Raw genomic sequence first — 24,655 nt, forward strand, 5'->3', positions numbered from 1 at the left:
CGCAGTAGCAAATTAATGCATAAGTTAGGTTGAATTGTGAATATTTATGGTTTTTTGTTATAGGTGTGTAGCGCAGTAAATATGAGGGGAGTGGGCACACGATGCCGAACTTTGATAGTTGGAATTTGAGCTAACGAGCCAATAAAAAAACAGCCGCGAATTCAACGGCTGCTTTGCATAATTCGACAGACTCAATCTTCTGAAATCATATTTTAACGCGATTATTCGAAACGTTATCAATATTGTCGAAGTCGATTTATCCGTGAGAAATGATGCGTTCCAAGGTTTCTTCTTCGCGAAGCGTAAGAATCTCAACGCCGGTTTCAGTGACCAATAGGGTGTGCTCCCATTGGGCGCTTAAACTTCTGTCTTTAGTTACCACAGTCCATTGGTCTGGTAGCACTTTTGAGTAGCGCTTGCCTGCGTTGACCATAGGCTCGATGGTAAAGCACATACCTGGCTCTAACACATCACCTGTACCTGGCTTACCGTAGTGAACAATTTGTGGTTCTTCGTGGAAACTAGCGCCAATACCGTGGCCGCAGTATTCACGAACTATTGAATAGTTATGCGCTTCTGCGTGGGTTTGACAAATATGACCGATATCGCCAAGACGCATGCCCGGTTTCACTTGCTCAATAGCTTTGTATAAGCATTCTTGGGTAACGCGAATTAGGCGTTCTGCAAGGATAGAAGGCTTACCTACCACAAACATTTTTGACGTATCGCCATGATAGCCATCTTTAATAACTGTCACGTCGATATTAATGATGTCGCCGTCTTTCAGTTTCTTGTCAGAAGGAATACCGTGGCAAATACAGTGGTTTACCGACGTACAGATAGACTTTGGAAAAGGCGGGTGGCCGTAGTTTAAAGGCGCAGGTACCGCTTTTTGCTCATTTACAATGTAGTCGTGGCAAATAGTATTTAGCTCATCAGTGGTAACGCCTTTCTTTACGTAAGGCCCTATCATAGTAAGCACTTCGGCTGCCAATTTACCGGCTACGCGCATTTTTTCGATTTCTTCTGGGGTTTTGATAATAGCTGTCACAGCGCCTCTCAAATCGTTTGAAACTAGTTTGATGAAGAATTTTGATTACTTACGCATTATAACACTATTCAGGTCATTCTTAGTAAGGTGATGATATTGTTGGTTTTTATCTGCTAAAGGCAGAGGTGGAAAGCGAGCTCATTAAGGGTTCTATACTTTCTTTAACCTAAATACTTCAAATTGTCGCTTTTTACCCTCAAAACTTGAGGCTTAGGTGGTATTGTGGTATAAAGCGCGCGCCCTGACGGAAAGCTCATTTTGCCACGTGCATTTGGCACCGTTTTAGAGGGTAAATTTATTTTATTAAAACACACATATACCGACACTTCGTATCGGGGTGTTCAGTTCAATTTAGGTTGGTCTGAATCGATACAAGGGGTATATGGAGGCCTAACCCCAAGAGGAAAATAAAATGGCTAATGTTTCTATGCGTGACATGCTGAAAGCAGGTGTGCATTTCGGTCACCAAACTCGTTACTGGAACCCAAAGATGAAGCCTTTCATCTTCGGCGCTCGTAACAAAGTTCATATCATCAACCTTGAAAAAACGGTTCCACTTTTCAACAACGCACTTAACTACCTTTCAGGTGTTGCGTCTAAGAAAGGTAAAATCCTTTTCGTTGGTACTAAGCGCGCAGCTGGCGAAGCAGTTAAAGATGCTGCTCTTAAGTGCGACCAGTACTACGTAAACAAGCGTTGGTTAGGTGGTATGCTGACTAACTGGAAAACAGTACGTCAGTCAATCAAGCGTCTTAAAGATCTTGAGCAGCAAAGCCAAGACGGTACGTTTGAGAAGCTAACTAAGAAAGAAGCACTTATGCTTCAGCGCGAAATGGACAAGCTTGAAAACAGCCTTGGCGGTATCAAAGACATGGGCGGTCTTCCAGACGCGATCTTTGTTATCGACGCAGATCACGAGCACATTGCTGTAACAGAAGCTCGTAACCTAGGTATTCCTGTTGTTGGTGTTGTTGATACTAACTCTAACCCAGACGGTGTTGATTACATCATCCCTGGTAACGACGATGCTATCCGCGCTATCCAACTTTACTTGGATGCTGCTGCAAACGCTATCAACTCAGGTCGCGAAAGCAACCTTGAAGTACAAGCTGAGCAAGACGACTTCGTAGAAGCAGCAGAGTAATTCTGATTGCTTACTGTCATATCTTAATAATATGGCAGTACTACAATACGAAACGTATTGAGAGGGGCGACATCGCCCCTTTTACCTAACGAATTTATATTTAATGCTGAGGAATTGAAAAATGGCAGTGACTGCAGCACTAGTTAAAGAACTGCGCGAACGTACTGGCGCAGGTATGCTGGATTGTAAAAAAGCCCTGGTTGAAACGGATGGTGACATTGAGTTAGCCATTGAAAACATGCGTAAATCAGGCCAAGCGAAAGCGGCTAAAAAAGCAGGCCGTATCGCAGCTGAAGGTGTAATCCTTACTAAGGTTGAAGCGGGTCGCGCGACTATGCTTGAACTAAACTGTGAAACTGACTTCGTAGCACGTGACGAAGGTTTCCTTAAATTTGGTAACGAGCTTCTAGAAGTAGCAGCTGCTAACAACATCAACGACATCGAAGCGCTTAACGATGCAGAACTTAACGGTTCTAAAGTAAGCGAAGTTCGTGACGCACTTGTTGCTAAAATCGGCGAAAACATCTCTCCTCGTCGCGTTATCAACGTTGAAGGCGATACACTAGGCGCGTATGTACACGGCGGCCGTATTGGTGTTATCTCTATCCTTACTGGCGGTGACGAAGAGCTAGCGAAAGACGTTGCAATGCACGTTGCAGCTGCAAGCCCGCAGTTCGTTAAGCCTGAAAACGTTCCAGCAGAAGTTGTTGAGAAAGAGAAAGAAATCCAAATCGAAATCGCTATCCAGTCTGGTAAGCCAGCTGATATCGCTGAGAAAATGGTTGCAGGCCGCATGAAGAAGTTCACTGGCGAAGTGAGCTTGACTGGTCAGCCTTTCGTTAAAGATCCTTCAATCTCTGTTGCTGAGCTTCTTAAGAACAACAGCGCAGACGTAATCAACTTCGTACGTTTCGAAGTTGGTGAAGGTATCGAGAAGAAGACTGAAGACTTCGCTGCTGAAGTAGCTGCTCAAATGGCTGCTGCTAAGAAATAATTGAGTGTTTATCTTTTGCATTAAGCAATAGTTAGATAAACTACAAAGCACCTCTTAGGAGGTGCTTTTTTATAGCTGAACGTCTTTAGTGTTGCCATTGCAATGCGTAAGTGTGAAGCTAGGCGAGATTAAGTACGCGCCTGCCTGACAAACGAAAGCGCTTTGTCCTATGTTTTTTACATCAGTGGCTTGTTGAAAGACATAGGACAAAACGGGTTTACGAGGACAATTCAAACTATGAGTATCACACCAAAATCAGCATACCGACGCATTTTGTTAAAGCTTAGTGGTGAAGCCCTAATGGGGGCGGAAGGCTTTGGCATAGACCCTAAAGTGCTAGATAGAATGGCGCAAGAAATTAAAGAGCTGGTTGAACTTGGTGTTCAAGTTGGTCTTGTTATCGGTGGTGGTAACTTGTTCCGTGGCGAAGGCTTAGCAAAAGCGGGAATGAACCGCGTTGTTGGCGATCACATGGGAATGCTGGCTACCGTAATGAATGGCTTAGCCATGCGCGATGCGCTTCATCGTGCATTTGTAAATGCGCGAATGATGTCAGCAATACCGCTAAACGGTGTTTGCGATGCCTACAACTGGGCAGAAGCCATTAGCCTTCTTAAGTCAGGCCGTGTTGTTATCTTCTCTGCCGGTACAGGCAACCCTTTCTTCACCACAGACTCAGCGGCTTGTTTACGCGGTATCGAAATTGAAGCCGATGCGGTATTGAAAGCGACAAAAGTTGATGGTGTTTACAGCGATGATCCGGTGAAAAACCCAGAAGCAACGCTTTATGAAGAACTGACTTATCAAGAAGTACTAGAAAAAGAACTTAAAGTGATGGACTTGTCAGCGTTTACTTTGGCGCGCGATCACAGCTTGCCAATTCGCGTATTCAACATGAATAAGCCAGGTTGCCTGAAGCGTGTTGTGATGGGCGAAAAAGAAGGTACTGTTATTCGCCACGCTGACAACGATTAATTAAGAACAATAGGATACAAATCGTGATTGATGAAATTGAATTAGATGCGCAAGAGCGCATGGAAAAAAGCCTAGTTTCTTTAAAGGGCCAATTCAGCAAAATTCGCACTGGTCGTGCGCATCCAAGCCTTCTAGATGGCATCATGGTACCTTATTACGGCGTAGACACGCCGCTAAAGCAAGTGGCTAACGTCGTTGCAGAAGACAGTCGTACTCTAGCGTTAACTGTGTTTGATAAAAGCGCCATTCAAGCGGTAGAAAAGGCCATTATGCAGTCTGATTTGGGTTTAAACCCAATGAGTGCAGGTGGTTCAATTCGTATTCCACTTCCTCCACTTACTGAAGAGCGTCGTAAAGACCTTATTCGCGTTGTTCGCAACGAAGCAGAAGGTGGTCGTGTCGCTATCCGTAACATCCGTCGCGACGCGAACGGTGACATCAAAGATCTTCTTAAAGAAAAAGAAATCAGTGAAGATGAGAGCCGCGCTGCTGAAGAGAACATTCAATCTATTACTAACGATTTCATTAAGAAAGTTGACAGCATGCTTGCTGACAAAGAAAAAGAACTAATGGAAGTATAAGTAAGTATTATGATTGGAAAGCGTTTAAGCGCAGCCAAATCGACAAAAGCAGAGGTGCCAGCAGAATCTGCTGGCCCGAAGCACGTTGCAATCATTATGGATGGCAATGGTCGATGGGCGCAAAAGAAAGGGAAAATTCGTACCTTTGGTCATAAAGCCGGGGTAGAGTCTGTTCGTTCTGTTGTGCGCTTTGCACGTCAAAACGGTATTGAATCACTTACGCTATTCGCGTTTTCAAGTGAGAACTGGAAACGTCCTGAGGAAGAAGTCAGTGTCTTAATGGAGCTGTTCAATCTTGTCCTCAATAGTGAAGCAAAAAGACTACACAAAAATGGTGTACGTCTACAGGTTATTGGTGATGTTGAGGCGTTTGATGCCAAGCTGGTCGAAAAAATTCGTAAAGCTGAAGACATGACCAAAGACAACAAAGATTTGGTCTTGAATATCGCCGCAAATTACGGTGGTAGATGGGACATTGTAAACGCGGCTAAGCAGCTTGCTACGCAAGTGAAAAGCGGCGAACTTGATGTGGAAAGCATCTGTGAAGACGCACTGAATGCGCACATTTCAACAGCTAACCTTCCTGAGTTAGACCTTCTTATTCGCACAGGTGGCGAACACCGTATTAGCAACTTCTTGCTGTGGCAATGTGCCTATGCAGAGTTGTACTTTACCGACGTACTATGGCCCGACTTCAACGAAGACGTGTTTCAATTGGCCGTAGACGATTTTAACGTTCGCCAACGTCGCTTCGGTTTAACCGGTGAACAGGTAGTCACAGCCGATGGTTAACACCATACAGGCAATTATCAGGCTTGCCCTGGTAACGATAGCCAAGGGCAAATTATGCTAAAACAACGAATAATAACTGCATTAATCCTCGCGCCACTGGCGCTTTACGCTATTCTTTTTCTTCCTATTTTTTGGTTTGAAATAGCCATTGCTGGTGTTGTCGGCATTGGCGCTTATGAATGGGCGAATATGTCGGGCGTATGTGAACGTCCTAAAAAGCTCATTTATATGGCAGGTGCCTTTGCCATATGTATAGCCTTGTCTCTTATTGTTGATGCCAGCACGATTTGGTATCAAGGCCAATTACATGGTTTATACCGTGCCATATTAACGGTTGCCGTATTATGGTGGATAGCGTCTTTATTTATGGTGCTAGCCTATCCCAAATATTCCAAGTTCTGGAAAGACAGTCGCAGCGTTAGAACCCTATTTGGGGCACTTACGCTTATACCCACATGGGTAGCGGTTGTTGCGCTTCGCACGAGCTTGCACGATGTTGATCCTTTCTACGGTGCTTCACTCATCTTCTATGTGTTGGGGATTGTTTGGGCTGCAGATATAGGTGCATTCTTTGTTGGCGTAAAATTCGGACGCCATAAGCTACGCCCTAACGTATCGCCAGGTAAAAGTTTAGAAGGCTTGTTAGGCGGTATTGCAGCTTCATTCGCGATTATCGCTTTTGCGGCCCTTCACTATCAGGTAGAGCCTTCGCGTATTTGGCTTCACCTTGCTATCGGCGGTATTACGGTGGCTGTTTCCGCCCTTGGCGATTTAAACGAAAGCATGCTTAAGCGTTGTGCGGGCATTAAAGACAGCGGCAAAATTCTCCCTGGGCACGGTGGTGTACTCGATAGAATCGACAGCTTAACCGCGGCATTCCCTGTTTTTGCGTTCTGCTATGTAACCTGGATGGCGTAATGCAAACAGTAACAGTGTTAGGGGCCACAGGCTCCATTGGTTGTAATACACTCGACGTAATAAACCGCCACCCAGACAAATATCGCGTATTTGCTATTACTGGCAACTCACAGCTTGAATTGCTTATGGAGCAGGCCCAGAAATGCGCGCCGCGCTATGTGGTAATTGCTGATGACGCTAACTACAAACTAGCCTGTGAGTTAGCATCCCAGTACGGTGTGGATGCAGAAATTCTCTCTGGTGCTAAGGCGCTGGAAGAAGTATCCAGCGCGCCTGAAGTTGATGCTGTAATGGCAGCCATTGTGGGTGCAGCAGGGCTTTTACCCACACTGGCAGCAGTAAAGGCGGGTAAACGGGTTTTGCTTGCCAATAAAGAAGCGTTAGTCATGTCTGGTGCTTTATTTATCGAGGCTGCGAACCAAAGCGGCGCTGAAATTCTTCCTATTGACAGCGAACACAACGCCATATTCCAGTGCCTACCGCACGATTATGAATACGGTAACTTTGCCGCATCCGGCATTCGTAAAATTCTCTTAACGGGTTCTGGTGGTCCGTTTAGAGAAAGACCGCTTGATAGCTTCTCGTCAATTACAATCGATGAAGCCAGTACACACCCTAACTGGTCGATGGGCAGAAAAATTACAATCGATTCTGCAACTATGATGAACAAGGGGCTGGAGTTTATTGAAGCCTGTTGGTTGTTCGGTGCTGGCGCAGATGATATTAATGTGGTTATTCACCCGCAAAGTATTATTCATTCTATGGTGCAATATGTTGATGGCTCGGTGATCGCACAAATGGGTAATCCTGATATGCGTACCCCTATTGCTTATGGTTTGGCGCATCCTGAGCGAATCGAAGCGGGCGTGACGCCGCTCGACTTTTCTGACATTGGCAATTTCAGTTTCCAAACCCCTTGTTTTGAGCGTTATCCGAATTTGAAGCTGGCTATTGATGCGTGTAAAGAAGGGCAATGTGCAACAACACGAGTGAACGCGTCAAACGAAGTGGCTGTCGACGCCTTTCTAGAAGGCAAAATTCAGTTTTGCGATATTGCTAAAGTAAATGACGCCACGCTTAATGCTATGCCCAATGTGTCGGTGAATTCTATTCAGCAAATACTAGAGCAAGACAGCCTTGCAAGAGCAAAAGCTAACGAGATTATTCGAGGTAAATTCCAGTGCTAGCATTTTTATGGAGCCTTGGTGCATTCATTGTAGCCTTAGGTATTTTGGTTGCTGTACATGAATGGGGGCACTTTTATGTGGCTCGTAAATGCGGTGTGCAGGTAGAGCGCTTCTCAATTGGTTTTGGAAAGCCTATATGGCGTAAAACAAGTAAATCAGGCACAGAATATGTCATCGCTATGATCCCATTAGGTGGATACGTGCGCATGCTCGATGGACGTATTGATGACGTACCGCCTGAGTTAGAAGACAAAGCGTTTAACAATAAACCCGTTTTGCAGCGCATGGCGGTTATTGCTGCTGGCCCTGGCGTTAACTTTATTTTTGCGTTTTTCGCACTGTGGTTGATGTATCTGGTGGGGCTGGAAACGGTTAAGCCAGTAGTTAAACAGGTTGAGCCAGAAAGCATCGCAGCTATCGCTGGTGTGCAACCTGGTGATGAAATTATTAAAGTTGGCGACAGGAATACGCCTGATTGGGAAGCGGTAAACCTGGAAATAGTCTCAAACATTGGCGCCGAAAAAGCCAATGTTACGGTTAAAAATTCGTCAAATGTTGAAAAAGAACTGACTTTTACACTGGGTTCTTGGAACTTTGACCCAGATAGCGAGTCTCCTTTAAGCAGCTTAGGGTTAACCCCTTATCGTCCAGATGCAACGTTAACCGTTGGGTTTGTAGGTGAAGGAAGCGCGGCTCAGCAAGCGGGTTTAAAACCCGGTGATGAGCTTCTTGCATTAAATGGCGCTAAGTTGTCATCGTGGGAGCGATTAGTTGACGTTATTGTTGAAAGTCCCGGCGAGAATATCTCGCTTGATATACAAAGGGATGGACAACAACTGACGTTAGATGCCACGATAGCGCGCCGCGATACACCACAAGGGCAAAGTGGATATCTCGGTGTAAGCCCAACATTTGAGCCTTGGCCAGAAGGGTATGTGTTTACGCATCAATATGGCATTATAGAGGCTATTGGGAAGGCGCTAGATAAAACATGGCGTCTTATGACACTCAGTGTCGAAATGATAGGTAAGCTCATCACGGGCGACGTGTCAGTGAAGAATTTGAGTGGGCCTATCTCAATTGCTCAAGGTGCGGGAACAAGTGCTGGGTATGGACTTGCGTACTTTTTGAGTTTTCTTGCCTTAATAAGCGTAAATTTAGGCATAATAAATTTATTACCCTTGCCCATGCTTGACGGTGGTCACCTCATGTTTTTTATCTTGGAGTGGATCACAGGCAAACCTGTGCCTGAAGCGGTGCAGGAATGGGGTTACAGAATAGGTGGCGTGCTTCTGTTTATGATCATGGGTATCGCAATTTTTAACGATATCGCTCGCATAACCTGATACAAATCAGGAAGTACAAAACAGCTAATACAAAACGCGGCCAGGAAAAGAAAAATAGATGAAGTTAAAACAGTTAGTAGCAGCCGGAGCCATTCTTTCCAGTGCTAGCTTTGCCAATGCTGCGGCGCAAGACAGTGAATTTGTCGTTGAAGACATTCGCGTAGAAGGTTTGCAACGAGTTGCACTTGGTGCAGCCTTAACCTACTTGCCCGTTCAAGTTGGCGACGAGCTTAATACATTCAGGGTAACGCAGCTTATTCGCTCGTTGTACTCTTCAACTCACTTTGAAAATGTTGAAATTCTTCGCGATGGCAATACGCTTGTTGTGCGTGTGTCTGAACGTCCAACTATCAGTAATATTATTTTTGATGGCAATGATGACATTAAAGATGAGCAACTTCAGGAAAGCTTGGACGGAAACGGGGTTCGCATTGGTGAGCCGCTTGATAAAACCGTACTAACCTCTATTGAGAATGGCCTGAAAGACTTCTTTTACAGCATCGGTAAATATAATGCTGATGTAACGGCCATCATAACGCCGCTACCGCGTAATCGTGTTGACTTGAAATTACTTTTCGAAGAAGGCGACGCGGCTGAAATTGAACAAATTAATATTGTAGGTAACGAAATCTTCTCAGATGAAGAGCTGATGGAGGCTTTTGAGCTACAATACGACACGCCATGGTGGGATTTCCTGTCGGAAACTCGCTACCAGCAGCAAACGTTGCAAGGGGACATGGAAACGCTGCGTAACCATTACTTAAACCGTGGTTACCTTCGCTTCAACGTTGACTCTACGCAGGTATCAATGACACCTGAAAAGTCAGGTATCTACATTGCCATGAACGTAACAGAAGGTGAGCAATACACCATTTCTGAAGTGGAATTGGTAGGCGACGTACTCGGACACGAAGAGTATATTGAACGCGTGCTTCCGCTTACTACGGGTGAACTCTATAACCAAGCCGAAGTAACGTATACAGAAGAATTTATCAGTAAGTATCTTGGTCGCTTCGGGTACGCTTACCCAACAGTAACTACGGTTCCTGAAATTAATGACGAAGACAAAACGGTTAAGCTCACGCTGTCTGTTGACCCAGGTAAGCGTATATACGTCAACCGTATTAAGTTTAACGGCAACGTGGTAACAGCAGATAACGTACTACGTCAGAACGTGAGTCAGATGGAAGGCACGTGGCTTTCGAATAACTTACTGGAGTCTTCTAAGAACCAGCTTTCTCGTCTTACCTATATGGAAGAAGTTGAGTTTGAAACGGTACGTATTCCGGGGTCGGAAGATAAAGTAGACGTTAATTTTAACGTCAAAGAACAGCCTTCGGGCTCGTTCAACGCAGGTATTGGTTACGGTGATAGAACGAAACTTAGCCTGCAGGCGGGTATCCAACAAGATAACTTCTTAGGTACAGGTAAACGAGTAGGCCTGAACCTAAGTACGGTATCTTACCAGCGTAGTGCGCAAATCACGTATAACGACCCTTACTTTACCATTGATGGTATCAGCTTGGGTGGAAGCATAGGCTACAGTGAATTCGACGGCTCTGACTTTAACGTAATCCAGTACAACTCAAAACGTTGGTCTATTGGTGCGAACATTGGTTATCCGATTAACGAGTTCAACCGTATTAACTTCGGTTTGACCTACAGCAACGTAGAGCTATTCAACCGTGGCTACTACGAGCAGACTGAGCAGTTCTATAATCAGTTTACTAACGGTGAAGACCCAGACGCAGCGATTAAATACGATAGCTATTTGGCTAGCATAAGTTGGAGCAGAAGTACGCTTAACCGCGGTTTGTTCCCAACCGCCGGTTCATCTCAGCGAGCGTCATTCAGTATTACAACGCCAAACTCAGACGTTAACTACTTCAAGACAGTATTTGACGGTAAGTGGTACTTCCCATTATCTCGTAACCAGCGTTGGTCTTTCCTAGCGCGTGTACGTCTTGGCTACGGTAATGGTTATGGTGATATTAACGGCAATGAACAAATATTACCGTTTACAGAGAACTTTACTGCGGGTGGTTCAGACTCACTACGTGGCTTTGAAAACAACACGGTAGGTCCTCGCGGTATTTTCTTAGGCAATACGGGTACCATTGTTGGGCCTGACGGTGAAGTGTTCCCAGGCGATCCAGCTGATGCTCAGCTATCTTGGTCAACGCGAAGCCTAGGTGGTAACGCTATGGCCCTTGGTGGTATAGAACTTATAGTTCCTACACCGTTTGTTGAAGAAGAAATGGATAACTCAGTTCGCACAAGTTTGTTTGTGGATGTGGGTAACGTGTGGGATACTGAGTTCGACTATGACTATTACCGTCAGTTTGACATAGCATCATCGCAAAATGGCGAGCTATTGGACTATTCTGACTGGAGCCTGTATCGTAGCTCGGCAGGTATATCAGTCCAGTGGATATCGCCAATGGGACCGATGGTATTCAGCTTCTCGAAAGCGATACAGCAACGTGATGGTGACGATGCGAGATTCTTCACTTTCAACATTGGTCAAACTTTCTAAGACATTAAAGCGAGCGTGTTTTTAGACGCGCTCTATAATAAGATTTACAAAAGGAGTTCCCTTTGAAACAGTTGGTTAAACATATCGTTGCAGGAGCAATGCTGGGTAGCGCTTTAGTTAGTACATCTGTAATGGCAGAGCAGAAAGTTGCAGTTGTCGATGTGCAAGGTATTTTCCAAGCGATGCCTCAAGCGGCTGAAATTCAAAACGCTATTCAGGCTGAATTTAAAGATCAGCTTGAAGAAGTGAATCAACTGCAGCGTGATGGTCAGTTCTACGCAGAACGTCTTCAGCGCGACGCGGCGACTATGAGCGATGCAGAGAAGAAAGAACTAGAACAAAAAATCTTGTCAGTGCGTGAAGAGCTAGCTAAAAAAGGTCAACCTTTACAGCAAAACATTCAACGTCGCAGCAACGAAGAGCGCAACAAGCTTCTTGGCCTAATCAAGCAAGCTATTGACTCTGTTGCAGCAAAGCAAGGTTATGACCTAGTACTTAACTCTGGTGCAGTTGCGTTTGCAAAAGAAGAGCACGATTTATCTGAGCAAGTTCTTCAGCAAGTAAGCAAAACTAACTAATAACTACGCTAGTCAGTTGTAAAATTTATCAGACCAACTCCCCAAAGGTGTTGGTCTGATTTGTTTTTTGCGCTTAACAGCGTATGGTTGCCGCCGTTTTTAGTTTTTACGGCGAGTTTGACCAGAATGCCAATCAATCATCTGTATTGGTATAAAATAGTTGTAGGTCATGCTTGTATACAGGAGAAAGTTTTTGGCCAATTCACTTAATACCATCGAAATTCAGGAAATATTGGAACTGTTACCTCATCGGTATCCATTCCTACTTGTTGATCGTGTAACAGACTATGTTCTGGGTGAGTCTGTAAAGGCTTATAAGAATATCACTATCAATGAGCCGTGTTTCATGGGGCACTTCCCTGAACAGCCAATTTTCCCAGGGGTATTAATTCTTGAAGCAATGGCACAAGCTGCCGGTGTTTTAGGATTTAAGACAATGGGTAACAATGATAAGTTATACTTGTATGCAGGGATTGATAACGCACGCTTTAAGCGTCCTGTCGTTCCAGGTGACAGGCTTGAGTTTGATGTTGCTCTAGTTAAAGAGCGCAGAGGGATTTGGAAATTTAAAGGCACTGCAAGCGTTGATGGCGATATCGCTTGTGTTGCAGAGTTTATGTGTGCGATGAGAGAGATAGCTTAACGTGATCCATCCAACTGCGGTAATTTCAGAAAGTGCAACGATTGGTGAAAATGTCACCATTGGCCCATTTTGTGTGGTAGACGACAACGTCACCATAGGCGATGGCTGTATTCTGAAATCACATGTGGTGGTACGCGGCCCAACGCGTATCGGTAAAAACAATAAATTTTATCAGTTTTCTTCAATTGGTGAAGACTGCCAAGATAAGAAGTATGCGGGCGAGCCTACTGAACTTGTCATCGGTGACGATAACGAGTTTAGGGAAGGGGTAACCGTTCACCGAGGCACTATTCAAGACAACAGCATTACCATAATCGGTTCTCGCTGTTTATTTATGGCCAACTCTCATGTTGCCCATGATTGTGTTCTTGGCAACGACATTATTATTGCAAACAGTGTTGCGATTGCTGGCCATGTTCACATGGACGACCACGTCATTGTTGGCGGTGCCGCAGGTATTCACCAGTTCTGTAAGATTGGAGCTCATTCGTTTTTGGGGGCTGGCGGCATTATTCTGCGCGACGTGCCTCCCTTTGTTATGGTCAGCGGCCAGAAAAATATTCCTCAGGGTATTAATTCTGAAGGACTTAAGCGTCGTGGCTTCAGCAAAGAAGAAGTTATGGCCATTAAACGCGCTTACAAAGCAATATACCGTGAAGGCAATACCGTAGACGAAGCCATTGAAAAACTTGCCGAATCCGCACAGGAGTTCCCTGGTGTGGCCCTTATGGTGAAGTTCTTACAAGACTCTGAGCGAGGCATTATTCGCTAATTATGTCTACGCCTATCCGTATCGGCATGGTTGCCGGAGAGCCCTCTGGTGACGTGCTTGCCGCCGGAATGGTTGCAGAGTTAAAACGCCAATACCCTGATGCTGTTATCGAAGGTATTGGCGGTCCAAATATGATAAACGCGGGTTTTCATAGTCTGTTCGATATGGAAACCTTGTCGGTTATGGGGCTTGTTGAAGTTCTCTCCCATCTACCTGCCATCTTGAAAGTTAAAAAGCAGCTTCTTGCTCACTTCGAGCAAAATCCGCCTGATATTTTTGTGGGTATTGATGCGCCTGATTTTAATCTAAGAGTAGAAAAAGCGCTTAAAGCACGCGGTATCAAAACCATGCACTATGTGAGTCCTACTGTGTGGGCGTGGCGTGAAAAGCGCATCCATAAAATAGCGAAAGCGACTAATCGTGTGTTGGGTTTATTTCCTTTCGAGCAGCAGGTTTACGATAAATACCACGTTCCCTATACCTTTGTGGGGCACACAATGGCTGACGCTATAGCAATTGAGCCCGACCAAAATGCGGCGCGCCAAGAATTAGGTGTAGATGGTAATGCTTCCGTATTGGCTGTACTTCCAGGCTCACGCAGAGGCGAAGTAGAAACGCTACTTCCAGTATTTCTGGAGACCATAGAAGCTATTCATGCTAAACGCAGCGACATTCAATTTCTTATCCCTGCTGCTAACGAACATCGTCTTACGCAAATAAAGGCACTCTTGCTGGAAGCCAATAATGCAGAGGAACGTTTACCCATTCAGGTAACGCAAGGCACATCGCGAGATGCGATGATAGCTAGCGATGTTATCTTGCTTGCATCAGGCACGGCTACCTTAGAGGCCATGTTATGTAAGCGCCCCATGGTGGCCGCTTATTTACTCGCACCACTCACGTATAAAATTATGCAGCGCTTGTATAAAGCGCCTTTCTTCACGTTGCCAAATCTATTGGCTAATGAAGCTATTATTCCTGAATTACTACAAGAAGAAGTAAATGCAGAGAATATGAGCAATCAGCTACTCAACTTCTTCGAAAGTGATAATTCAGCCCTTATTTCCCGTTTCACCGACCTCCACCATACGCTAAAATGCAACGCTGATAGAACAGCAGCAAAAGCTGTCGTGGAGGAATTGTTTGCATAAGTTAATTGCCGGCGTTGATGAAGTAGGTCGTGGCCCGTTAGTCGGTGATGTGGTCACCGCCGCGGTCATTCTCGACCCTGAAAATCCCATTGAAGGGCTAACCGACTCTAAAAAACTGAGTGAAAAAAAGCGCGTAGCGCTTGCCCAAGAAATTCGTGAAAAAGCACTCTACTGGAATATAGGTAGAGCTAGCCCTGAAGAAATAGATAAGCTTAATATACTGCACGCTACCATGCTCGCTATGATCCGCGCAGTGGAAGGCCTGCCAGTAAGGCCTGACTTTGTGCGCGTAGATGGTAACCGGGTTCCTGCGTGGAATTTTGAGTCTGAAGCGGTAGTGAAAGGCGATAGCCTGCACGCAGAAATTTCAGCGGCTTCCATTATTGCCAAAGTAGAGCGAGATAACGATATGATTTCGCTTCACGAGGCCTACCCGCAATATAACTTTGCCGGGCACAAAGGTTACCCCACAAAAGCACACTTTGAAGCCATCGCTGAATATGGCATCTTAGATTGCTATCGAAAAAGTTTTAAACCTGTAAAAGCGCTACTCGAAGAGAAATAACATCATGTCATCGCCATTTATTCATTTACGTGTTCACAGCGACTTTTCGATGATGGACGGCCTGAATAAGGTTAAACCTATTCTAGGTAAAGTGGCCGCGCTTGGCATGCCTGCCGTGGCGATCACCGACCAAATGAATATGTGTGGCTTGGTAAAGTTTTATTCCGAGGCACATAACTTAGGTATTAAGCCCATCATCGGCACTGATTTTTGGGTTACTAATGAAGTCTTTGGCGATGAACCTTTCAGACTAACCCTTATTGCGATGAATAATGAGGGATATAAGAACATTACTATTCTTATCTCCAAGGCCTATCTTCGCGGGCACCTCTCACACCGAGCAGTCATTGATCAAGAATGGTTGGCAGAGCACAGTGAAGGTGTGATTGCGTTATCGGGTGCACAGCATGGTGATGTTGGTGTGGGTTTAATGAAAAACAACGCCAAAATTCTGGATAGTGCCCTTGAGTTTTATCAAACGCATTTTCCCGACCGCTTTTATTTAGAGCTTATCAGAACCGGTAGGCAAGGTGAGGAAGATTACTTGCACCTTGCCGTGGAGCTTGCTGAGCAGCGCGGCTTACCCGTGGTTGCCACCAATGAAGTGTGCTTTATTGACCGTGAAGGCTTTGATGCTCACGAAATTCGTGTATGTATTCACGATGGCTACACGCTTGATGATAACCGCCGCCCTAAACGATACAGTGACCAGCAATATCTGCGCACTGCTGAGGAAATGGTTGAGTTATTTAGCGACATTCCTGAAGCCATAGAAAATACGGTTGAAATTGCCAAGCGCTGTAACGTTACCGTACGGTTAAACGAGTACTTCTTACCGCAATTTCCAACCGGCGGCATGACCACCGAAGACTTCTTGGTTAAGGTGTCTGAAGAGGGGTTGGAAGAACGTCTAGAATTTCTATTTCCCGATGAAGAAGTGCGCAAAGCGAAACGTCCAGAGTACGATGACCGACTTCGCATTGAGCTCGAAGTTATCAACCAAATGGGTTTCCCAGGCTACTTCCTTATCGTAATGGAGTTCATTCAGTGGAGTAAGGATAACGGAATTCCGGTAGGACCAGGGCGGGGGTCTGGTGCGGGTTCATTAGTGGCTTATGCCCTAAAAATTACCGACCTAGACCCGCTTGAATTCGACTTGCTATTCGAACGTTTCTTGAACCCAGAGCGTGTATCCATGCCCGACTTCGACGTCGACTTCTGTATGGATAGACGAGACGAGGTAATCGACCACGTTGCTGAGCTTTACGGACGTCAGGCGGTATCGCAAATCATTACGTTTGGTACTATGGCGGCAAAAGCGGTAGTGCGCGACGTAGGCCGCGTACTTGGTCACCCATACGGCTTTGTAGACAGAATCTCAAAGCTGATTCCACCAGATCCAGGCATGACGCTTGAAAAGGCGTTTAAAGCAGAGCCACAGCTACCAGAAGTTTATGAAAGCGATGAGGAAGTGAAAGACCTTATCGATATGGCGCGAATACTTGAAGGGGTTACCCGAAACGCTGGTAAACACGCCGGTGGTGTTGTTATTGCGCCAACCACAATCACAGATTTCTCGCCTTTGTATTGTGATGACGAAGGTAAAAACCCCGTAACCCAGTTCGACAAAAACGACGTTGAAACGGCGGGCTTGGTAAAATTCGACTTCTTAGGTCTTCGTACGCTGACTATTATTCAGTGGGCAATAGATATGATCAAAGAAGGGAAGAACGTTGATGTAGATATCAGCGCTATTCCGCTTGAAGATCCTAAGAGTTTCAGAACCCTTCAAAACGCTGAGACAACTGCGGTATTCCAGCTGGAATCTCGCGGTATGAAAGAGCTAATTAAGCGCCTTAAACCTGACTGCTTCGAAGATATTATCGCACTGGTGGCCCTGTTCCGTCCGGGCCCGCTGCAATCAGGCATGGTAGATAACTTTATTGACCGTAAGCACGGACGTGAAGAAATTTCCTACCCCGATGCTGAATATCAGCACGAGTGCTTGAAAGAAATTCTAGAGCCTACCTATGGCATTATCTTGTATCAGGAACAGGTAATGCAGATAGCCCAGGAAATGGCGGGCTACTCGCTGGGCGGCGCTGACTTGCTTCGTCGTGCGATGGGTAAGAAAAAGCCTGAAGAGATGGCCAAGCAGCGCGGCACGTTCGCCGAAGGTGCGAAGGGCAATAATATTGACCCGGACCTTGCGATGAAAATCTTCGACTTGGTAGAAAAGTTTGCGGGTTACGGGTTTAACAAATCTCACTCTGCCGCTTATGCCTTGGTGTCTTACCAAACCTTGTGGCTGAAAGTGCATTATCCTGCGGAATTCATGGCTGCGGTAATGTCGGCGGATATGGATAACACCGATAAAATCGTGACGCTTGTCGATGAATGTGAGCGCATGGGCATTGAAATACTGCCGCCAGATTTAAATGCAGGTAAATACAAATTTACCGTCGATAGCGAAGGCCGCATTGTTTACGGTATCGGTGCGATTAAAGGGGTAGGTGAAGGCCCGATTGAAGCGATTATTGAAGCGCGGGAGACCCAAGGGGCATTTAAAGATCTTTTTGATTTCTGCGCCAAGATAGACATTAAACGGGTAAACAAGCGAGTGCTAGAAAAGCTAGTATTAGCGGGGGCAATGGACAACTTAGGTCCCCATCGCGCTAGCCTTATGGCGAGTTTACCCGAAGCCCTTGCCGCCGCTGGACAGCATGCAAAAGCCGAGTCTTTTGGTCAGTCAGACATGTTTGGCCTACTGACTACCGAGCCAGAAGACGTGAAGCAAGCGTTTGCCGATGTCCCTGAGTGGCCTGAAAAAGTATGGCTAGAAGGTGAAAAAGACACGCTAGGCTTGTACTTAACCGGCCACCCCATCAATCAGTACGCGGAAGAACTGCGTTACTACACTGACGGTCGATTAGTTGATTTAAAACCAACCAACAAAGACCAAATGGCCAGTGCAGTAGGACTGGTGCTTGGCGTGCGTGTTATGACGAACAAGCGGGGTCGTCGCTGGGCCATAGTGACACTGGATGATAAGAGTGCCAGAATAGACGTACGTTTCTTCCCCGATATGTACGAACAGTTCGAAAGTGTGTTAGAAACTGACAGAATATTGCTTATAAAGGGACAGGTCAGCTTTGATGATTTCTCTGGGGGCAATACAATCACCGCCCGTGATGTAATGGACATTGTTCAGGCACGAGAGAAAAACGCGAGAGCGCTGGCACTTAATATTGATACCCAGCTGCTTGAACCGAAGAAAATGAGTCAGATGCAATCTATCCTGCAGGCATTTAACGGCGGAAGTTGTCCTGTTCAGTTAGCGGTAACCCATCCAGACGCTGAAGTAATCTTAGCGTGTGGTGCAAGATGGTACGTTACCCCTGAAGACCAACTTTTGCACGATCTCAAACAATGTTTGGGAGACAAAGCCGTTTCAATTCTCTACCATTAAGGGTAAGAGTTCGATAGATTGGACATCTCGCGTTTGCATAGACGAGCGTAGTACGAATAGGACATGAAATGAGTATACAGTTTTTGGACTTTGAACAGCCAATAGCCGAACTAGAAGCAAAAATTGAAGAGCTTAGGTTGGTGAATCAAGGTGGCGAGTTTGACGTTGGTATTGAAGAAGAAATCAATAAGCTTCGCGGTAAAAGCGCAGAGCTGACTAAAAAGATCTTTTCTGATCTTGGCGCATGGCAAGTTTCTCAACTTGCTCGTCACCCAATGCGTCCATACACGTTAGATTACATTCCTCGTATTTTTACCGAATTCGACGAGCTTGCTGGCGACCGCGCGTTTGCTGACGATAAAGCGATTGTTGGTGGCCCAGCAATGCTGGATGATCAGCCGGTGATGATTATTGGTCATCAGAAAGGGCGTGACACCAACGAAAAAATCAAGCGTAACTTCGGTATGCCTAAACCAGAAGGCTACCGTAAAGCCTTGCGTCTTATGAAGATGGCCGAGCGCTTCAATATGCCTATCATCACCTTTATCGATACGCCAGGAGCGTATCCTGGTGTTGGCGCTGAAGAGCGTGGCCAGAGTGAGGCAATCGCGAAGAACCTATTCGAGATGGCTGAGCTTACCGTTCCAATCGTGTGTACCGTTATCGGTGAAGGTGGTTCAGGTGGCGCACTAGCAATTGGTGTTGGCGATCGTGTTAATATGCTTCAATATTCTACGTACTCGGTGATTTCACCAGAAGGTTGTGCGTCTATTCTGTGGAAAAGCGCAGAAAAAGCACCACTCGCTGCAGAAGCGATGGGCGTAAGTGCGCCACAAATTAAAGAGCTAGGCCTGATTAACAGTATTGTTGAAGAGCCTTTAGGTGGTGCGCATCGCGATCATAATGGCATGGCGGCTAATTTGAAGGCGGTCATTAAGCAGCAGCTTAACCAGCTTAAAGAGCTAGATAAGACTAAATTGATGGAAGAGCGTTACCAGCGTTTGATGTCGTTCGGTTATTGCTAAGCTCATTATAAGTTCATTAAGAAAACTAGCATGAAAGGTGCATTTAGCCGTTATGTACAGCTGCGTTCTATCAGTTTAAACGCTTGCTATAAAAACTAGCGAGCGGCGGCTTAATTCATGTCGGTCATGTAATGTCGTATACGAACAAGGGGGTTGTTTACCAAAGGTAACCAACCCCCTTCTGTTATTAGAAAGTGTGTTATTAGAAAGTGTGTTATTAGAAAGCCAGTGCTTAGCCAAATACAAAGTTAAACCTCAGTAAAATATAGCGTTGAAAGAATAAGGTATTACCGGTCTGTGACCCCTCTACAATCCCCAACAATCGAACATATCGTCAACCGCATAGCGACATCTCTCACTGATGTAGAGCTACCACTTCAAACGCCACTCGTCGTTGCTTACAGCGGTGGTGTGGATTCGACCGTTCTGCTCCAAGCCGTTATTGCGTATAGGGAGCAGTTTGATAGCCCAATTCATGCTGTACATGTACATCACGGTTTAAGTGATAATGCCGAACAGTGGGCAAAGCACTGCGAATTACAGTGTCGTCTTGAAGACGTAGCATTTCATTTGTATCGAGTTGATGTTGATACGGGGTCGAGAAAAAGCCTGGAAGCAGAAGCGCGTAAGGTTCGATACAACGCATTGTTAGAAGTGTGTGACCAAATAGGCGGTGTACTGTTATTAGGACAACATGCCGAAGATCAGCTTGAAACCGTATTGCTCCAGCTCAAACGCGGTGCTGGTCCTCAGGGCTTAGCGGGTATGGGAGAAGTTCAGTACCGAGGTGACACCTTGATAATGCGCCCTATGCTAGCACTAGAGAAAGCCGAGATTGTGGCTTATGCCGAAGAGGAAATGTTGCAGTGGGTTGAGGATGAATCTAATCAGCAAAATGGCTTTGATAGGAACTTCTTAAGGAACGAAATTATACCTCACTTGCTGGCGCGATGGCCTAAGTTAACAAAAACCGTGGGGCGCAGCGCCGAGCTTTGTGCTGAGCAAAGTGCACTAGTCAGCGATTCTGCCCAAAAATATTTTGAAGATTGTAAATGCACAGATCTCAGGCTCGACGGGCAACAACTCGCTGCATTGTCGTTACCGTGGCAGGCTATGGTCATTCGCGCGTGGTTTCGAGCTCAAGGCGAGCTGTCGCCCTCAAAAGCGCAGACAGACCAAGTACTTGCTATGTTAAAAGCAAAGCATGATGCAACCCCTGAAGTGAACTTTAAATGGGGCAGGGTTATACGGTTTGACCAAGACCTTTATTGGGTGGTGAACGCTACTCATGAAGTACCGCAAAACCTAAAATTAGTGCCCAACCAAAATATCGCGCTTCCTTGGCTTAGAGGCCATATTCGAATTGCAGTACCAAAGGCGCGAGAAGAAGATACCGTTTCTCTGCAAACCAATGCTCGCAACCTTAAAGTAAAGCCAGAAAATGCGAACGTATCTAAGTTGCTGAAAGAATGGTTTAAGGTATGGCGCGTGCCAAGGTGGGAGCGAAACGGCGTGCCGGCAATCTTGATTAACGACGAGCCTATCGCACTGATTGTTGAAGGACGTTGTGTTTATCTGCAGCCCAAAGCGCCAGATATAGAAATAACCTTTAGTCTCGACTGAATCTATGTAGCGCTAAAAGTGCCTTTTTTTAAAAGGGCTAAATACTCTTGTTTATAGTATCCATGGCAATAATGTGCAGAAGCGGCATTGCTTTGCCGCCATCCTGATAAATTCAAATCGCGACGTTACGCTGCGTGATAGCTATTTTTGCCAGAGTTTTTAACGCGATACAGGGCGTTGTCAGCACGGTCAAATAGGCTACTCATCGTATCGCCGTCGCGATAAATCGCGCCGCCAAGGCTGGTTGATACACCTAAGCGAGATAAGTAGCTAGAGCTATTGATACTCATTTGAATACGCTGGGCTGCACAAGCTAGCTGCTGTTGCGACTGACAGTCTAGCAAACAACAAAACTCATCGCCGCCATAGCGAAATGCTTCGTCTTCATCCCGCAGAACATTAGATAAATGTGATGCAACATGGACAAGTACTTTGTCACCTTCGCCATGACCAAAATTATCATTCACATACTTAAAGTTGTCTAAGTCGATCACCAAAAGTGCGAAAGGATCATCGTGTCTTTGCGCCCAGCCGAGTTGTCTTGTCATTGACTGCTCAAAGCCCGCTCGGTTACCTAAGCCAGTTAACACATCTTTAGTCGCCATCTGTTGCACACGCATCAATGAAAGAGCGTGCTTTACTTGTTTTCCAAATAAATCATGCAGTTGGAATAGACTCTCCCGTTGCGATAACGACAAGGGTGAACTAATGTAGTAATAGACATGAGCTTGATCGCCATTAAGGGCATTGGCACCTTGTAGTGGTAAATCAATGAGTGTTGACGATATCTTTGCATTACCATACACCCAACGCGAGTCAAAGTCAGACAAGCTAAACCCGACAATAGGTAACAACGTGTTTAGCTGCTGAAAATACACGCCACCTAACTCTTGTAGTTCAAGAGTAGAAAGTAGCTGCGTGATAAAGCCTGATAATTCACTAAAAGAGAGTGATTTACCTGTGCTCTCAGCAGGGTAAAAATTGTTATGTTGTGTGCTATCGTAGACTGACGTTGAAAAATCCACAGTAGTGCCCCTATACAAAATGCGTTGATATGCAAAGAAACAAGTGTCAAAGCCCTGACGTTTCTGTGGCCACATCTGCATTTTCGCGGAATTTATGGCGATCACAGCGGCAAAACTTGCCGGATCTGCATTTACACAGGGGATTTTGCAAACTAGATGCCAACAAAGTGTTTCAGGCACTAGTCTTTAGTTTAAAACGTAAAATCGCGTGATTTATCGCGCTTGTTTTACAAATGGAAGTTTATGTAGCTTTAGGAGGTAGTGTGGGGACGAGCTTTTTAAATATCGTGATATTGATGTTTATATCGGTATGTGCGGTCGCATTATTTAAACGCATTCATCTCCCTCCTATTCTTGCTTATCTGTTTGCCGGCGTACTCGCGGGTCCACAACTATTATCTGTATTTGCCCACCCAGAAGAAATGCACCTGCTCGCTGAAGTGGGCATAGTGTTTTTGCTCTTTTCACTTGGTCTTGAGTTCTCGTTACCTAAATTGTTGGCAATGCGCTCTTTAGTATTCGGTGTAGGATTAGGGCAAATGGTGTTTACCACGGCAGTGTTTACCTGTGTTCCTCTGTTTCTCGGCATTCCAATGAGTGCGTCCATCATTATTGGTGGTACGCTGGCGTTAAGCTCAACCGCTATTGTAATTAAGCAAGCTACCGAAATGGGCATTCTTAATAACAGGCGTACACAATTAGCGGTGAGTATCTTACTCTTTCAAGACTTAGCGGTGGTTCCGTTCCTAATTGCTATTCCTCTTTTAGCCCAGACTGGTGAAGTAAGTATTGCGCTAGCTTTAGGCGAGGCGTTGCTTAAAGGTGTGTTTGTAATTGCGTTTCTAATGTCAGTGGGTAAGTGGTTACTACCTTGGGTGTTTAGAGAGGTAGCAAGAACAAGGACTGACGAGCTGTTTGTTCTGACCACTATATTGATTGCCCTATTGGCAGGAGGGCTAACTTATTACTTCGGGCTATCCATGGCGCTAGGCGCCTTCTTGGCGGGTATGATGTTGGGGGAAAGCCAATACAAGTATCAACTTGAAGCCGACATTCGTCCATTTCGAGATATTTTAATGGGGTTATTTTTTGTTACCGTGGGTATGCAGTTAGAACTCACTGTACTGTGGAACAGCCTGTTTGAGATTGTTTTTGGCGTTTTTGCCTTGATGATAGTTAAAGTCATTTTAGTAAGAGGCGCATCTCTATTAGTTAAAACCGATGCAATAGATGGCTGGTCTGCTGGGGTTAAACTTTGTCAGATTGGCGAGTTTAGTTTTGTAATTGCTGCGCTTGCTACGACACACGGCGTGTTAACGTCAGAGCAGTCATCGCTGATTGTGTGTATGGGTGTAATCAGTATGGCGTTAACCCCGTGGCTTATGAATAACAGCGTCACTATAGCAAGGCGTATTGTTAACAAGGATATCTCGTTTGATGACAATGTGAGCTTTGGTAATGCAGAGCCGTTAACCAACCACGTCATTATTTGTGGGTTTGGCCGCGTTGGACAGTCGGTAGCACGTATGCTGAAAATGGAAGGCATTCATTTTGTTGCCATAGATATGGATCCTGTCAGAGTACACGAGAGCCGAAACGCGGGAGAGCCCGTCATCTTCGGTGATGCGAGTCAAAAAGATATATTGATTACTGCCAATGTAGAAGGTGCCAAGCTTGTGCTTGTTACGTTTGATCAAGTCGATAAGGCCAAGCAGGTGATAACGCAGACCCGAAGCATTACGAGCACTACAGATGTTATGGTGCGTACCAAACGAGACTACCAGCTTGAAAGCCTATACAGCGCGGGTGCCAATCAAGTCGTGCCAGAGCTGCAAGAGGGGAGCTTGATGTTGGTATCGCAGGTGCTGCATTACGCCGGCGTGCCGATGTCTCGCATTTTGAAACGGGTTCGTGCTGAGAGAAAAGGTCGCTACGATCATATGCACGGCTTTTACCCGGGAGAAACAACAGAGATCACCTATGGCACAGAAGACAAGTTAGAATTTATCCATGCTGTAGTGTTGTCCGAACACGCTTCCTGTATTGGCAAAGCCATAAAAGATATCGATTTCTCGAGAATGCGAGTAGCGATTAAGGGCCTAAGACGGGATGGAAATGAAGTTAAAGACCCAGACCAAGGCGCTATTTTGCAAGCCCATGACGTGCTAGTGATTGCGGGTAAACCCCGGCGTGTGGAGCGAGCAGAGCGAAAACTATTAGAAGGGAGCTAGCACGCAGTTAAACTTAGCGTTGTTTAATCTAGCGCGCTTGCCATGGAAC

The 24,655-nt window shown here is 45.6% G+C and carries 21 protein-coding genes; 18 read left to right on the forward strand and 3 right to left on the reverse strand.

Annotated elements, in window-relative coordinates:
* Positions 1-256 precede the first annotated feature (256 nt).
* On the reverse strand, positions 257-1,051 hold the full coding sequence (map, locus tag AWH61_RS02090; protein ID WP_014948551.1) for a type I methionyl aminopeptidase: 795 nt from the start codon (positions 1,049-1,051) through the stop codon (positions 257-259).
* 412 nt (positions 1,052-1,463) lie between these two features.
* On the opposite strand from map, the gene rpsB reads away from it, so the two are divergent.
* From rpsB to accA, 16 genes are all read left to right on the forward strand, one after another.
* Positions 1,464-2,195: a 30S ribosomal protein S2 gene (gene rpsB / locus AWH61_RS02095; protein WP_014948552.1), complete on the forward strand. Its 732-nt coding sequence runs from the start codon at positions 1,464-1,466 to the stop codon at positions 2,193-2,195.
* Positions 2,196-2,316: 121 nt separating this feature from the next.
* Positions 2,317-3,189, forward strand: coding sequence for a translation elongation factor Ts (tsf, locus tag AWH61_RS02100; protein ID WP_014948553.1), 873 nt, complete (start codon positions 2,317-2,319; stop codon positions 3,187-3,189).
* A gap of 237 nt (positions 3,190-3,426) precedes the next feature.
* On the forward strand, positions 3,427-4,164 hold the full coding sequence (gene pyrH, locus AWH61_RS02105; protein WP_014948554.1) for a UMP kinase: 738 nt from the start codon (positions 3,427-3,429) through the stop codon (positions 4,162-4,164).
* A gap of 23 nt (positions 4,165-4,187) precedes the next feature.
* Positions 4,188-4,745, forward strand: coding sequence for a ribosome recycling factor (frr, locus tag AWH61_RS02110; RefSeq protein ID WP_014948555.1), 558 nt, complete (start codon positions 4,188-4,190; stop codon positions 4,743-4,745).
* A gap of 9 nt (positions 4,746-4,754) precedes the next feature.
* A complete protein-coding gene (gene uppS / locus AWH61_RS02115; protein ID WP_014948556.1) occupies positions 4,755-5,537 on the forward strand; it encodes a polyprenyl diphosphate synthase in 783 nt (260 codons plus the stop codon).
* A gap of 54 nt (positions 5,538-5,591) precedes the next feature.
* Entirely contained in the window at positions 5,592-6,455 is an 864-nt protein-coding gene (locus AWH61_RS02120; protein WP_014948557.1) for a phosphatidate cytidylyltransferase, read from the forward strand.
* Positions 6,455-7,642 (forward strand): 1-deoxy-D-xylulose-5-phosphate reductoisomerase, encoded by a 1,188-nt coding sequence (gene ispC / locus AWH61_RS02125; protein ID WP_075176109.1) that lies wholly within the window; start codon positions 6,455-6,457, stop codon positions 7,640-7,642. Before AWH61_RS02120 ends, ispC begins: the two co-directional genes overlap by 1 nt.
* Positions 7,636-8,988 carry a sigma E protease regulator RseP gene (gene rseP, locus AWH61_RS02130; RefSeq protein WP_075176110.1) on the forward strand — a complete coding sequence of 451 codons (1,353 nt, stop codon included), beginning with the start codon at positions 7,636-7,638 and terminating at the stop codon, positions 8,986-8,988. Before ispC ends, rseP begins: the two co-directional genes overlap by 7 nt.
* 58 nt (positions 8,989-9,046) lie before the next feature.
* A complete protein-coding gene (bamA, locus tag AWH61_RS02135) occupies positions 9,047-11,524 on the forward strand; it encodes an outer membrane protein assembly factor BamA (RefSeq protein WP_039230512.1) in 2,478 nt (825 codons plus the stop codon).
* Between the two features lie 62 nt (positions 11,525-11,586).
* Positions 11,587-12,102 (forward strand): OmpH/Skp family outer membrane protein, encoded by a 516-nt coding sequence (locus tag AWH61_RS02140; RefSeq protein WP_039230508.1) that lies wholly within the window; start codon positions 11,587-11,589, stop codon positions 12,100-12,102.
* A gap of 193 nt (positions 12,103-12,295) precedes the next feature.
* The gene (fabZ, locus tag AWH61_RS02145; RefSeq protein ID WP_014948562.1) at positions 12,296-12,745 is read left to right on the forward strand and encodes a 3-hydroxyacyl-ACP dehydratase FabZ; all 450 of its coding nucleotides are present in this window, start codon (positions 12,296-12,298) and stop codon (positions 12,743-12,745) included.
* 1 nt (position 12,746) lies between these two features.
* Entirely contained in the window at positions 12,747-13,517 is a 771-nt protein-coding gene (gene lpxA / locus AWH61_RS02150) for an acyl-ACP--UDP-N-acetylglucosamine O-acyltransferase (RefSeq protein WP_075176111.1), read from the forward strand.
* Positions 13,518-13,519: 2 nt separating this feature from the next.
* The gene (gene lpxB / locus AWH61_RS02155) at positions 13,520-14,668 is read left to right on the forward strand and encodes a lipid-A-disaccharide synthase (protein ID WP_075176112.1); all 1,149 of its coding nucleotides are present in this window, start codon (positions 13,520-13,522) and stop codon (positions 14,666-14,668) included.
* Complete coding sequence (rnhB, locus tag AWH61_RS02160) at positions 14,661-15,233, forward strand: ribonuclease HII (protein WP_014948565.1); 573 nt, start codon at positions 14,661-14,663, stop codon at positions 15,231-15,233. The genes lpxB and rnhB overlap by 8 nt, the downstream gene beginning before the upstream one ends.
* A 4-nt stretch (positions 15,234-15,237) precedes the next feature.
* On the forward strand, positions 15,238-18,702 hold the full coding sequence (dnaE, locus tag AWH61_RS02165; protein ID WP_075176114.1) for a DNA polymerase III subunit alpha: 3,465 nt from the start codon (positions 15,238-15,240) through the stop codon (positions 18,700-18,702).
* Between the two features lie 68 nt (positions 18,703-18,770).
* The gene (accA, locus tag AWH61_RS02170; RefSeq protein WP_014948567.1) at positions 18,771-19,727 is read left to right on the forward strand and encodes an acetyl-CoA carboxylase carboxyl transferase subunit alpha; all 957 of its coding nucleotides are present in this window, start codon (positions 18,771-18,773) and stop codon (positions 19,725-19,727) included.
* Between the two features lie 75 nt (positions 19,728-19,802).
* Here accA and AWH61_RS20345 read toward each other — a convergent pair whose 3' ends face one another.
* Positions 19,803-19,973 (reverse strand): hypothetical protein, encoded by a 171-nt coding sequence (locus AWH61_RS20345; RefSeq protein WP_139308971.1) that lies wholly within the window; start codon positions 19,971-19,973, stop codon positions 19,803-19,805.
* A gap of 51 nt (positions 19,974-20,024) precedes the next feature.
* Between AWH61_RS20345 and tilS the strand changes: the two genes are divergently transcribed.
* Positions 20,025-21,350 (forward strand): tRNA lysidine(34) synthetase TilS, encoded by a 1,326-nt coding sequence (gene tilS / locus AWH61_RS02175; RefSeq protein WP_075176115.1) that lies wholly within the window; start codon positions 20,025-20,027, stop codon positions 21,348-21,350.
* A gap of 125 nt (positions 21,351-21,475) precedes the next feature.
* On the opposite strand, the gene AWH61_RS02180 is transcribed toward tilS, so the two are convergent.
* Complete coding sequence (locus tag AWH61_RS02180; protein ID WP_075176116.1) at positions 21,476-22,375, reverse strand: GGDEF domain-containing protein; 900 nt, start codon at positions 22,373-22,375, stop codon at positions 21,476-21,478.
* Between the two features lie 263 nt (positions 22,376-22,638).
* On the opposite strand from AWH61_RS02180, the gene AWH61_RS02185 reads away from it, so the two are divergent.
* Complete coding sequence (locus AWH61_RS02185) at positions 22,639-24,606, forward strand: monovalent cation:proton antiporter family protein (protein WP_083605845.1); 1,968 nt, start codon at positions 22,639-22,641, stop codon at positions 24,604-24,606.
* The last annotated feature ends 49 nt before the right edge of the window (positions 24,607-24,655 follow it).

It is taken from the genome of Alteromonas sp. W12 (genome assembly GCF_001924945.1).
GTDB lineage: Bacteria > Pseudomonadota > Gammaproteobacteria > Enterobacterales > Alteromonadaceae > Alteromonas > Alteromonas macleodii.